This is a genomic window from Sphingomonas faeni (assembly GCF_003053745.1).
GTDB lineage: Bacteria > Pseudomonadota > Alphaproteobacteria > Sphingomonadales > Sphingomonadaceae > Sphingomonas > Sphingomonas faeni.
The window spans coordinates 188894-202184 of record NZ_QAYE01000005.1 but is presented as its reverse complement, the minus strand read 5'-3'; the positions used below and the strand labels follow the sequence as shown (position 1 = coordinate 202184).

Genomic DNA, 13291 nt, shown 5'->3' with positions numbered 1-13291 from the left:
GTTCACCAATTGCACAACGTGCCATCCTCAAGACGCGCGACCGGAAGATAGGCGCGCTTGTAGTCGTAGGTTGCGGCGAGATCCTCGTCGATGTCGACGCCCAACCCCGGTGCCTCCCCCGGATGCATCATGCCGTCGTCGAAGCTGTATGCATGCGGAAAGACCGCATCGGTCTCGTCGGTGTGTGGCATATGCTCCTGCACGCCAAAATTGGGCACCGACAGCCCGAAATGCAGCGCCGCCGCCATCGCCACCGGCGACAGGTCGGTCGCGCCGTGACAGCCCGTTCGCACCTGGTACAGGTCGGCGAGCGACGCGATCCGTCGCAGGTGCGTGATGCCGCCGGCATGCACGACGGTCGCGCGGATATAGTCGATCAGCTGGTTCTGGATCAGGTCCTTCGCGTCCCAGATCGAATTGAACACCTCGCCCACCGCGATCGGCGTCGTCGTATGGTGGCGGATCAGCTTGAACGCCTCCTGGTTCTCGGCAGGCGTCGGATCCTCGATCCAGAAGAGATTATACGGCTCGAGCGCCTTGCCGAGCCGCCCCGCCTCGATCGGCGTCAGCCGGTGGTGAATGTCGTGGAGCAGGTGGACGTCCCAGCCCATCGCCTCGCGCGCGGCCTTGAACAGTTCGGGGACGACGCGGAGGTATTTTTCGGTCGACCAGACGCTTTCGCTCGGCAGGTCGGCGTCGGCGGGCTCGTATCGTGCGCCGTGCTTGGCGACGCCGTAAGTCGAGGCGAGCCCCGGCACGCCGCATTGCAGCCGGATTGCCTTGTAGCCCTTGGCCTGCTCGGCCTTCGCGACCGCGATCGTGTCCTCGATCGTCGTCCCGTTGGCATGCGCGTAGACCATGCATGCATCGCGCGCAGCGCCGCCGAGCAACTGGTACACCGGCATGCCCGCGAGCTTGCCCTTGATATCCCACAAGGCCGTATCGACCGCGGCGATCGCCGCCATCGTCACCGGTCCGCGGCGCCAGTAGGCGCCCTTGTAGAGATACTGCCAGACGTCCTCGATCCGGTGCGCATCGCGGCCTATCAGGCATGGCACGACATGGTCGGTCAGGTAGCTTGCGACGCTGAGTTCACGGCCGTTGAGCGTCGCGTCGCCGAGGCCGGTGGTGCCGTCATCGCACGTGATCTTCAGCGTGACGAAATTACGGCCGGGCGACGTGACGATGACGCGGGCGGAAACGATCTTGGGCATCGCAGGTCCTTCAGGCGATTTCGAGAATAGCGGATTTCAGCTGTGCCGAACTCGGCCCGGCCATGATGGTGAACAGGCCGGGCTCGACGACCTCGCGCATGTCGACGTCCCACAATGCGAACGCGTCGGGGCCGAGCGTGAAGCGCAACGTCCGTCGTTCGCCGGGCGCGAGCGTCACGCGTTCGAAGCCCTTCAGCTCCATCACCGGTCGGGCGACCGACGAAACCTGGTCGCGCACGTAGATCTGCACGACCTCGTCGCCGGCGCGTTGGCCGATATTGGCGACGTCGACCTCGACACCGACGCTGCCGGCGATGCCGATCTTCGCTGCCGACAGCCGCGGTGCGCTGACCTCGAAGCGGGTGTAGCTGAGGCCGTGCCCGAACGGGAACAACGGCGCCGTCTCCGCGAACAGATAGCCACGCTGGGTCGAGGGCTTGCGGTTGTAATAGAACGGCACCTGGCCGACTTCGCGCACCACGGTCACGGGCAGCTTTGCGCCCGGATTGATCCGCCCGAACAGCGCCTCGGCCATCGCGGTGCCGCCCTCCTGCCCCGGATACCAGCATTCCAGCACCGCGTTCGCCTTCGCGATCACGTTCGGCCAGCTCGGCGGACGGCCGTTGATTGCCGCGATCACGATCGGCTTGCCCAGCACATGCAGCGCGTCGAACAGCGCGTTCTGCTCGCCGAGCAGGTCCAATGTGGTGCGATCGCCCAGGTGATTAGCCGAGAACCCCTCGCGGCTGGTCTGCTCGGTATCGCCGATCGCGAGGATGATCGTGTCCGCCCCGCGCGCGACCTCGACCGCCTCGGCGCTCAGCGCGCGGTTCTTGGCGGGGTCGGCGAGCAGCACCGCGTCCTGCGACCGGTCCTCGCTCTGGGTGATGAACACGCCCTGCGCATGGACGATCGTCGCCGCGCCGCCGACCAGTGCACGCACACCGTCGAGCAGCGACACCGCCTGCCGCGGCGGAGCGGAATAGCCGCCGAGCCGCGCGATCGCGGCATTGGGCCCGATCACGGCGATCTTGCCCTTCGGCGCGAGCGGCAGCGTGCCGTCGTTGGTCAGCAGGCACATCGATTTGCGGCCAGCCTCCAGCGCGACGCCGCGCGCTTCCGCGTTACCGGTCAGGCGAGCGGCGACGCGGGGATCGACCACCGACTCCTCGAACAAGCCGGCGCGGAACTTCAATGCCAGCATGCGCGCGCAGGCGGCGTCTACCTGTGCGATCGGCACCGTCCCCGCGCGCACCTGGGCGGGAAGCGTGCGGTAGGCCAGGCCGTCGGGCAGCGCGCTGTCGACCCCGGCTGCCAAAGCCAGTTTCGCCGCCCCGTTCAGGTCGCGCGCAATGTGGTGGATCGTGTCGAGTTCTTCGATTGCGCCGTAATCGCTGACGATCGCACCCGAAAACCCCCATTCGCCGCGCAGCACGTCGCCGAGCAGCCAGTGGTTCGCATGACTCGGGACGCCATCGATCTCGTTATACGATGGCATCACCGCGCCGATCCCGGTCCGCGTCACGACCGCGCGGAACGGCGGGAAGAAGCTCTCGCGCAGTTCGCGCTCGCCGATCGGAGCGGGACCGATATTGTTACCGGCCTGGGGTTGGCCGTGCCCGGTCATGTGTTTCAGCGTCGCGAAGACCTTGCCGGGCGCCAATGTCGTGCTGTCGCCCTGCAACCCCTCAACCGCGGCGACGCCCATCTCGCCGCACAGATACGGATCCTCGCCGAACGTCTCCTCGATCCGGCCCCAGCGCGGATCGCGGGCGATGTCGACGACCGGCGACAGCGAGAGGTGGCTGCCGTGCGCGCGCACTTCGCGACCGATGATCACCTGCGCGCGTAGCATCAGGTCTCGGTCGAAGCTGCCTGCCATGCCGATCGCCTGCGGGAACATCGTCGCGTCGGGCGCCATGTAGCCGTGCAGCGATTCCTCGTGGAAGATCACTGGGATGCCGAGCCGCGTGCCCCGCGCCCAGCGCTGGACCGCGTTGACGAACGCAATCGTCGAAGCCGTCCCGCGCCACGCGGCCCCAGTGCCGCCCGCCGTCACCGCGACCGACGGCCCGCCGCGCTTGTCGGACGGCCGCGTCACCTGCCCGAACCCCGCCGGATACGCCGCGGTCGCGCGCGCCGGATCGAAATCGAGCCCACCCGGCACCATCACGTCGGCCTTGGTCGCCCACAGGGAAATGGTCTGGCCAACTTTCTCCTCCAGCGTCATCCGCGCCATGAGGTCGCGGACCCGAAGATCGACCGGCGCGCGGGGATCGCGGTAGGTAGGTGACGCGGTCGCGGCGTACGCAACGCCGGGAATGAGCCCTGAGATGGAGACCGAGCCGAGCAGGCCAAAAAGGTCACGCCGGGTCGGCATCATGGTCGGCGCGTTCCCTGCTGTCTTCGTACCGGCCAAGATTATCTCCTAATGTGAAACGCGGCATTGCTGTCGAAGCCGTCGTCGTGATAGCGATAACATGGCTGATCATCCGCGATCCTGTCAATGTGGTGCGGAACGGCGGGAGAGGATTATGACGATATTCGGCCGATGGATCGGTAAGTTCGTGCTTCTGTTCGGAGCGGTAATTGGTTTGACCGGACCGGCGCGAGCTGAAGACGGTTATGATCTCTGGCTGCGATATCCGACTTTGGCGACGACAGGTGCGCGCAGCGCAACCACGATCGAGGCGCGCGGCGATACGCCTACGCTGAACGTGGCCGCGGCGGAATTACGCCGCGGCGTAGGTTTGTTCGGGACGAGCACGCTGCCGATCCTGCTGGCCACCACCAACGACCCCGACGTCGCAGCACTCCGCCTTCCACTGGCAGCGCTCGGCGATGAGGGGTACCGCGTTGGACAAGTCACGCTCGGGTCCCGCCGCGTGCTGCTCGTCACCGCCAACACCGATCGCGGCGTACTCTATGGCAGCTTCGCGTTGCTGCGACATCTCCAGACCGGCGGCAGCGTCGACCGAATCGACCTGACCTCGACTCCGCGCGTGAAGCTGCGCGTGCTCAACCATTGGGACAATCTGGATGGCGTGGTCGAGCGTGGCTATGCCGGCGCGTCGCTGTGGGACTGGTGGACGCTCCCCGATTTCCGCGATCCGCGCTACACCGACTACGCGCGCGCCAACGCCTCGATCGGGATCAACGGGACCGTCCTGAACAACGTCAACGCGAAAGCGGAGAGTCTGACCGCGCCGTATATCGCCAAGGCTGCTGCGCTTGCCGACGTATTCCGGCCGTACGGGATAAAGGTATATCTGTCGGCACGGTTCTCGGCCCCGATCGAACTCGGCGGTTTGAAGACCGCCGATCCGCTCGATCCGCAGGTCGCTGCGTGGTGGAAGGCAAAGACCGACGAGATCTATCGCAGCATTCCCGATTTCGGCGGCTTCCTGGTCAAGGCCAACAGCGAGGGGCAGCCTGGCCCGCGTGATTACCACCGCAGCCACGCGGACGGCGCCAACGTGCTCGCCGCTGCGGTTGCACCGCATGGCGGGATCGTGATGTGGCGCGCGTTCGTCTACGCCGAGACCGACCCCGACGACCGCGCGAAACAGGCGTACACCGAGTTCAAGCCGCTCGACGGCAAGTTCGCGCCGAACGTCATCGTTCAGGTCAAGAACGGCGCGATCGACTTCCAGCCGCGCGAGCCGTTCCACCCGCTGTTCGGCGCGATGCCCAAGACCCCGCTGATGATCGAGTTCCAGATCACCAAGGAGTATCTCGGCTTCGCGACGCACCTCGCCTATCTCGGGCCGCTGTTCGCCGAGACGCTCGGCAGCGAGACGACGCGGACGCCCGGCGAAACCGTGGCAAAGGTCGTCGATGGCTCGGTGGAAGGTCATAGACTTACCGGCATGGCGGGCGTGGCGAATATAGGCCGCGACCGCGACTGGGCGGGCTCCACCTTCAACCAGGCGAACTGGTACGCGTTCGGCCGGATGGCGTGGGATCCCACACTCGGCGCCGCCCCGGTCGCACGCGAATGGGCGGCGATGACGTTCGCCCCTTCCCCCGCCGTCATCGATCCGGTGGTCTCGATGATGATGGGATCGCGCGAGGCGGTAGTCGATTACATGACACCGCTCGGCCTCGCGCACGTCATGGCGACGGGGCATCACTACGGCCCCGGTCCGTGGGTAGCCGACCTCAAGCGTCCTGAATGGAACCCGGTCTATTACCACCGCGCCGACAAGGCGGGGATCGGCTTCGACCGGACGAAGACCGGGAGCAACGCGGTTGCGCAATACGCCCCCGAGCTTGCCCGCAAACTGGCCGCCCCTGCAACGACGCCGGAGCGCGACCTGTTGTGGTTCCACCATGTGCCTTGGACGTACCGGACGAACTCAGGGCGATCGGTGTGGGCGGAGATGGTCCATGATTACGATGCGGGCGTGGGCTACGTGGCCGGCATGCGTCGGCAATGGGACGGCGTGAAGACCGAGGTCGACGCCGAGCGCTGGGCAAAGACCGCGACGTATCTAGCGGTCCAAGAGCGCGAGGCGCGCTGGTGGCGCGATGCCAGCCTTGCCTATTGGATGTCGGTCAACGGCCAGCCGCTCCCGGCGGGCGCCGCGGCACCCGCACATGACCTGGCATGGTACAAGGCACAGCGCTTTCCGTACGCGCCCGGCAACCCGCAATAGCTGCACGCTGACACTGGATAAGAAGATGAGGACGCGATGATGAGACGGTGGCCGGTAGCGCTGATGTTGGGCGCGCTGATCGTGACGGGCGCAGGCGCGCGGGACACTACGCCCGCTCGGGGCGCGCATTGGATTGCAACCTGGGGGTCGGCGCAGATGATCGCCGAGGGGGACAATGCGCTCCCGGCCGATCGGGCCGGCGCGATCACGCTGCGCCAAGTGGTGCGGGTGTCGGCCGGCGGTGAACGCGTACGCATTCGGCTTTCCAACGCGTTCGGCACGCGCCCGCTCGCGATCGGCGGTGCGCACCTCGCCCGGTCAGCCTTCCCCGGCACGCCGCGAATCGAAGGCGGTGCTCGGCTCACCTTCTCGGGGCGGAGCGACGCAGTGATCCCGGCCGGCGCGGAGGTCTACAGCGACCCTGTTGCGTTCCCCGTCGCGGCCGGTGCCGATCTCGCCATCAGCCTGTATCTGCCGGACGCCGCCAGCCCGCAGACCGGCCACCCCGGCTCCCGCTCGACGAGTTTCACGGTGGCCGGCAACGTGGTGGCGGACGGGACGCTGGCGGGCGCGATGCCGACCACGCATTGGTATGCACTCGCGGATGTCGAGGTCGGGGGTGGCCCGGTTGCGGGTACGGTCGTGGCGATCGGCGATTCGATCACCGACGGCTATGGCGTGAAGCCCGAGCACAACACGCGCTGGCCCGATGTGTTGGCGCAAAGACTTCGCGGAACGACGGCAACGCGAGCGATCGGCGTCGTCAACGCGGGGATCGGCGGCAATCGCGTGTTGCTGGACGGGCTCGGCCCCAATCTGCTCGCGCGCTTCGATCGCGACGTCATCGCGCGCAGCGGCGTGCGCTGGACGATCGTGCTGGAGGGCATCAACGACCTTGGCGTCCTGACGCGCGAAGCACCCGCCACGCCTGCGCAACATGCCGCGATCGTCGCGCAGATCACTGCCGGCTTCTCGCAGGTCGTAGCGCGGGCGCATGCTCACGGGATCAAGGTGATCGGGGGGACGGTGATGCCGTTCGGCGGCAACACCTATTATCATCCGACCGCGGAGAACGAGGCAGATCGGCAGGCCGTCAACAGCTTCATCCGCACGTCCGGAGTGTTCGACGCCGTCATCGATTTCGACCGGTTGATGCGCGACCCGGCACATCCCGATCGGCTGTCTCCCGCGTATGATTCGGGGGATCACCTGCACCCGTCGGAGGCTGGCTATAAGACGATGGGTGAAGCCGTACCGCTGAGTCTGTTTGGCGGCGCACGCGCGTCGACCCGGTCGCGATCGGTGATTGGCGCTACGGCTCCGGTGCCGGTCGGTCCTTCCGAGCGCGGCGTGGCCAAGAGGCCTGCCATCGCGATCACCTTCGACGATATTCCTGCTCATGGTCCGCTCGTGCCGGGGCAGACTCGGGTGGATGTGATCCGGGCGATTACCGGGGCGCTTGCCGCTGCGAGGGCGCCGGCGTTCGGGTTTCTGAACGCGGGTTTCGGGCTGGATGCGCCGGACGATGCTGCTGGGGCGATCGCGACTTGGCGTGCTGCCGGACTACCACTTGGCAACCACACTTATTCGCATGCCAATCTCGACAAGGTGGGCGCGGCTGCGTTTTCCGCCGATGTGGTGCGGAACGAAGCGCCGCTTGCTGCTACCGCCAAGGGAACCGATTGGCACTGGTTTCGGTATCCGTTCCTTTCCGAGGGTAGCACACCGGCAGTTCGCGACGCGGCTCGGGCCGACCTCAGGGCTCGGGGCTATCGGGCTGCGGCGGTGACGATGAGCTTCAACGATTTCAGCTGGAACCCGGTTTATGCTGCTTGCTCGGTCAAGCGGGATGTGGGTGCGATCGCCGCGCTGGAGGCCAGCTTTCTGGGCGAAGCGCGCGCTGCCGCATTGGCGGCACGGGCGCGGGCCAAGGCTCAGGTTGGGCGGGATATTCCCTATGTCCTGCTGATGCATGTCGGCGCGTTCGATGCGCGGATGCTGCCTAAGCTACTCGCGCTGTACCGCGAGATGGGGTTCCGTTTCGTGACACTGCCCGAGGCGGAAGCCGATCCGTATTATGCTCGGGCCATCGACCTTTCGCTGCCGGGACCGACACCGTCGCTCGCCGGCCCGCCTGCCCTGCCTGCACTGGTGGGTCCGCCGGCGGGCCTTTGTAGCTGATTACCGCCCCTCTCCCGAGGCTCGGGAGAGAGGGGTTTCACGTCACTTCTTGTTGAGCGCCGCCTGTGCTGCCGCCAGACGCGCGATCGGGACGCGGTAGGGGCTGGCGGAGACGTAATCGAGGCCGACCTTTTCGCAGAACGCGATGCTGGCCGGATCGCCGCCGTGCTCGCCGCAGATGCCGAGCTTGATGCCGGCGCGCGTCTTGCGGCCACGTTCCGCGGCGATCTCGATCAGTTCGCCGACGCCTTCGACGTCGATGCTGACGAACGGGTCCTTTGCATAGATGCCCTGCTCGACATAGGCGCCGAGGAAGCGCGAGGCGTCGTCTCGGCTGACACCCAAGGTGGTCTGCGTCAGGTCGTTGGTGCCGAATGAGAAGAACTCGCCGACTTCCGCGATTTCGCCTGCTCGCAGTGCGGCGCGGGGGAGTTCGATCATCGTGCCGACGAGATACTCGATGGTGCGGCCCTTTTCGGCGAACACGGCCTGGGCGGCCTTGTCGACGACCGCCTTCATCAGCTCAAGCTCGCGGCGGGTGGCGACGAGCGGGATCATGACTTCGGGGATCGGCGCCGCGCCGGACTTCTCCGCGACGTCTACCGCCGCCTCGAAGATGGCGCGGGCCTGCATCTCGTAGATCTCGGGGTAGGTCACGCCGAGACGGCAGCCGCGATGGCCGAGCATTGGGTTGAACTCGTGCAGTTCCGCCGCGCGGCGCTTGAGGGTGTCGACGTCGACGCCCGCGGCGGTCGCAACTTCGGCGAACTCCGATTCCTCGTGCGGCAGGAATTCGTGGAGCGGCGGATCGAGCAGGCGGATCGTCACCGGCAGGCCTGCCATGACCTCGAGGATCTCGGTGAAGTCCTTACGCTGTTCGGGAAGCAGCTTCTCCAAAGCGACGCGGCGCCCCTTCTCGTCCGATGCCAGGATCATCTGACGGACGTTGGTGATGCGGCTGCTCTCGAAGAACATGTGCTCGGTGCGGCAGAGGCCGACACCCTCGGCGCCAAACTCGCGCGCGACGCGGCAATCCTCGGGGGTCTCGGCGTTGGCGCGGACCTTCAGGCGGCGGACCTCGTCGGCCCACACCATCAGCGTCGCGAAATCGCCCGACAGCTCGGGCTGCACGGTCGCAACCGCGCCGATCATCACTTCGCCGGTGGTGCCGTCGATGGTGAGCAGGTCGCCCTCCTTCACCTCGCGGCCGCCGCAGCGCATGATCTTCGCCTTGGCGTCGATGGAGAGCGTGCCGGCGCCGGAAACGCAGGGACGCCCCATGCCGCGTGCCACCACCGCAGCATGCGACGTCATCCCGCCGCGCGCGGTCAGGATGCCCTTCGCTGCGTGCATGCCGTGGATGTCGTCGGGCGAGGTCTCGGTCCGGACAAGGATCACGGCGACGCCGTCAGCGGCTTTCTTCTCGGCGGCATCGGCGTCGAACACGACCGCGCCGGAGGCTGCACCCGGCGAGGCGGGGAGGCCCTTGGTGAGCACATCACGGTGCGCCTTGGGATCGAGCGTAGGGTGGAGCAGCTGGTCGAGCGCCATCGGCTCGATGCGCAGGATCGCCTCCTCGCGGGTGATCAGACCCTCGTTCGCCATGTCGACGGCGATCTTGAGCGCAGCCTTGGCGGTGCGCTTGCCGGCGCGGGTCTGGAGCATCCAGAGCTTGGTCTTCTCGACCGTGAACTCGATGTCCTGCATGTCGCGATAGTGGTTTTCGAGCGTGTCGAACACGTCGGCGAGCTGGTGGTAGACCTCGGGCATCGCCTCTTCCATCGAAGCGGGCTTGGCGCCGGCGTCTTCGCGCGCGGTCTTGGTGAGGTATTGCGGGGTGCGGATGCCGGCGACGACGTCCTCGCCCTGCGCGTTGATCAGGAATTCGCCGTAATAGGCGCGGTCGCCCTTGGACGGGTCGCGCGTGAACGCGACGCCCGTTGCCGAGGTGTCGCCCATGTTGCCGAACACCATCGCCTGGATGTTGACCGCGGTGCCCCAGCCGCCGGGAATGTCGTTGAGGCGGCGATAGACTTTCGCCCGCTCGGACTGCCACGAGCCGAACACCGCGCCGACCGCGCCCCAGAGCTGGTCGTGGACGTCCTGCGGGAAGGGCTTGCCCCAGAGCTTTTCGACGAGGCCCTTATATTCGGCGACGAGTTTCCGGAGATCATCGGCCGAGAGTTCGGTGTCGAGCGTGAAGCCCTGGTCTTCCTTGGCGATCTCCAGCGCTTCCTCGAACGCGCCGTGATCGAGTTCGAGGACGACGTCGGCGTACATCTGGATGAAGCGGCGATAGCTGTCCCAGGCGAACCGCGCGTCCTCGGACTTGGCGGCGAGGCCCTCGACGGTCTGGTCGTTGAGGCCGAGATTGAGAACGGTGTCCATCATCCCCGGCATCGAGGCGCGGGCGCCGGAGCGGACCGAGACGAGCAGCGGGTCGGCGGGGTCGCCGAACTTTTTACCCGTGACGCCTTCGATGTGGGCGAGGCCGGTGGCGACCTCGTCGCGCAGGCCTTGCGGGAACTGGCCGCCCTCGTCGTAATAGACCGCGCAGAAATCGGTCGAGATCGTGAAGCCCGGCGGGACCGGCAGGCCGATCGACGCCATCTCGGCGAGGTTCGCGCCCTTGCCGCCGAGCAGGTTCTTGTCGCCCTTGCCGCCATCCGAAACACCGCCGCCGAAGCGGTACACATATTGGGTCATGGTCGGTCCTCTAAGTGTTTGTTTTTACCCGCAAGACGGCGCGGAAGTGCACAAAGTGCAGACGCTGGGAGCATCTGCACTTCGCCTCAAATCACCCCTCGATCTTCGAGAAATCCGCGACGTTGTGCACTGCGGCGCGGACTCGCTCAAGTAGCGCGAGACGAGCGGATCGCTTGGCGGGATCGGAATCGTTGACGATAACGCTATCAAAGAATGCGTCGATCGGGGCCCGGAGAGACGCGAGCGCGGCCATGGCGGCGGCGAAGTCTTCGCGTGTGATCGCGGCGGTGGCGCGGGGTTCGGCGGAGTCGAGCGCGGTCATCAGCGCGGTCTCTGCGGGTTCGGGGGTGTAGGACAGCGTTTCCTGCTCCCCTTCTGCTGTTCCCTCGCGAACGCGGGGGTCCAGGCCCGCACTCTCCCGGAGTTCGCCGCCACTGAGTCCCTGGGCCCCCGCCTTCGCGGGGGAACCGGAGGGTGCTTCCTTCTTCAGGATATTGGCGGCGCGCTTGTAGCCGGCGAGCAGGTTCGCGCCGTCCTCGGTGGTCACGAACGCCTGGAGCGCGTGAACGCGCGCGAGCAGGCGGACGAGATCGTCCTCGCCACCGAGCGCGAACACCGCGTCGATCAGGTCGTGACGAACGCCGGCTTCGCGTTGCTGGACTTTTAGGCGGTCGGCGAAGAAGTCGAGGAGTTTTTGCTCTGCGATTTCAGCTCTTTTTCCAAATTTCTCAAGTTCCTCCGCGGAACGCCCTCGAGCCTTAATCTCCTCGAGAGTCCGTTCGATCTCGTCTTTATTCATCGGATCGCCCGCCGAATGGCGAGCCTTGACCAGATCATCAAAGCGCTTGAACCATTCCGCGCCGGAGACAACACCAGCAACGCGGGCCATGCTAATTGATGCCGGAAGTCCAAGAGAAACACGAACGTTGTTCTTTTGAAGCAGCTCAATGATGCCCAGCGCCGCACGTCGGAGTGCGAAAGGATCTTTTGAACCGGTAGGCAGCAGATCTGCTACGAAGAACGAAGCGATCGTATCAAGCTTGTCCGCGAGCGACACCGCCACAGTTACGGGATCTGTGGGGACGTCGTCGCCTTGGCCGACCGGCTTGTAGTGGTCGCGGATGGCGGTGGCGACTGCGGGGTGCTCGCCCTGTGCGGCGGCGTAGTAGCCGCCCATCAGGCCTTGCAGTTCGGGGAACTCGCCGACCATGCCGGTGACGAGGTCTGCTTTTGCGAGGCGGGCTGCGCGGTCTGCGAGGTCGGCCAATTCCTCCCCTGCAAGGGGAGGGGGACCGTCAGCCGTAGGCTGAGGGTGGAGGGGGTTCTCCGCGGACGCTGCGCTTCGTGGCGCGCCCCCTCCACCAGCTTCGCCGGTCCCCCTCCCCGTTCCGGGGAGGATTATGCCCTCTTCTACCAGCCAGCGGGCGAGCTTTGCGACGCGGTCGACCTTGTCGGCTACGGTGCCGAGCTTTTCGTGGAAGACGATCTTCGATAGCTTCTCGGCCTGCTCTGCGAGCGGGACCTTGAGGTCGGTGTCGTAGAAGAACTTCGCGTCCGACAACCGCGCGGCGAGCACCTTGCGGTTGCCCTCGACGATCTTCGCGCCGCCGTCGTGCGCGGCGATGTTAGCGGTACAGACGAACGCGTTCGCCAGTTTTCCATCGGCCCCGCGGCAGACGAAATATTTCTGGTTCACGCGCGCGGTGAGCTGGATCACCTCGGGCGGGACGTCGAGAAACGCGGGATCGAACTGGCCTAGCAGGGGAATGGGCCATTCCGTCAGCCCGGCATTCTCCGCGACGAGGCCCTCGTCCTCGATCAGTTCGAGGCCAGCCTGCGCGGCGGCTTCGCGGGCGTGGTCGCGGATCAGCGTGGCGCGTTCGTCGTGGTCGACGATGACGTGGCAGGCGCGCAGTTTCTCGACATAGTCGTGCGCGCCGCCGATCGTGATCTGGTACGGGTGGTGGAAGCGGTGGCCGAGCGTGGCGGCACCGCTGGCGATGCCGGCGATCTCGAACGGCACGATCTCTTCGCCGAACAGCGCGACGATGCCTTGCAGCGGGCGGACCCACCGGAGCGATTCAGTGCTGGCCGACGCATCCCCCCAGCGCATCGACTTCGGCCACGGGAACGCGCGGACGATCGCGGGGATGGCGTCCGCGAGCACGGCGGCGGTGGCGCGGCCGGGCTTCTCGGTGACCGCGAACAGCGTGCCGTTGCGGTCTACGAGTTGCTCACGCGTGAGGCCGGTTTTCCGCAGGAAGCCTTCGAGCGCCTGGGGTGGGGCTGAAGTCTTGGGGCCCTTGGTTTCTTCGGAGACGGCGGCGGTCTCGAGCGGCAGGTCGCGCGCGATCAGCGTCAGGCGGCGCGGGGTCGCGTAGGTGACGATCGCGCTGGTGGCGATGCCGGCCTTGGCGAGCTCGGCGGTGAACAGCTTCGACAGATCTTCGCGCGCACGCGCCTGCATCCGGGCTGGGATTTCTTCTGAGCGGAGTTCTAGGAGGAAATCAGTCACGCGGAACGCTCCATCTT

The 13291-nt window shown here is 66.5% G+C and carries 6 protein-coding genes; 2 read left to right on the top strand and 4 right to left on the bottom strand.

The features are described 5' to 3' along the window. Nucleotides 1-2: 2 nt before the first annotated feature. Together manD and C8J25_RS11055 are read right to left on the bottom strand one after the other, a co-directional pair. A complete protein-coding gene (gene manD, locus C8J25_RS11060; protein ID WP_107954473.1) occupies nt 3-1214 on the bottom strand; it encodes a D-mannonate dehydratase ManD in 1212 nt (403 codons plus the stop codon). A gap of 10 nt (nt 1215-1224) precedes the next feature. Further along, nucleotides 1225-3594, bottom strand: coding sequence for a glycoside hydrolase family 3 N-terminal domain-containing protein (locus tag C8J25_RS11055; RefSeq protein WP_107954567.1), 2370 nt, complete (start codon nt 3592-3594; stop codon nt 1225-1227). Nucleotides 3595-3748: 154 nt separating this feature from the next. Between C8J25_RS11055 and C8J25_RS11050 the strand changes: the two genes are divergently transcribed. Next, on the top strand, nt 3749-5872 hold the full coding sequence (locus tag C8J25_RS11050) for an alpha-glucuronidase family glycosyl hydrolase (RefSeq protein WP_107954472.1): 2124 nt from the start codon (nt 3749-3751) through the stop codon (nt 5870-5872). Between the two features lie 39 nt (nt 5873-5911). Next, entirely contained in the window at nt 5912-8053 is a 2142-nt protein-coding gene (locus C8J25_RS11045; protein ID WP_244186994.1) for a GDSL-type esterase/lipase family protein, read from the top strand. 42 nt (nt 8054-8095) lie between these two features. On the opposite strand, the gene ppdK is transcribed toward C8J25_RS11045, so the two are convergent. Further along, on the bottom strand, nt 8096-10759 hold the full coding sequence (gene ppdK / locus C8J25_RS11040; protein ID WP_107954470.1) for a pyruvate, phosphate dikinase: 2664 nt from the start codon (nt 10757-10759) through the stop codon (nt 8096-8098). Between the two features lie 91 nt (nt 10760-10850). Then, on the bottom strand, nt 10851-13274 hold the full coding sequence (gene glyS, locus C8J25_RS11035) for a glycine--tRNA ligase subunit beta (RefSeq protein ID WP_107954469.1): 2424 nt from the start codon (nt 13272-13274) through the stop codon (nt 10851-10853). Nucleotides 13275-13291 lie beyond the last annotated feature (17 nt).

Bases quoted from the DNA above. Each gene is read 5' to 3' on its own strand.
- manD (WP_107954473.1), bottom strand. From the start codon at position 1,214: ATGCCCAAGATCGTTTCCGCCCGCGTCATCGTCACGTCGCCCGGCCGT.
- C8J25_RS11055 (WP_107954567.1), bottom strand. From the start codon at position 3,594: ATGCCGACCCGGCGTGACCTTTTTGGCCTGCTCGGCTCGGTCTCCATC.
- C8J25_RS11050 (WP_107954472.1), top strand. From the start codon at position 3,749: ATGACGATATTCGGCCGATGGATCGGTAAGTTCGTGCTTCTGTTCGGA.
- C8J25_RS11045 (WP_244186994.1), top strand. From the start codon at position 5,912: ATGAGACGGTGGCCGGTAGCGCTGATGTTGGGCGCGCTGATCGTGACG.
- ppdK (WP_107954470.1), bottom strand. From the start codon at position 10,759: ATGACCCAATATGTGTACCGCTTCGGCGGCGGTGTTTCGGATGGCGGC.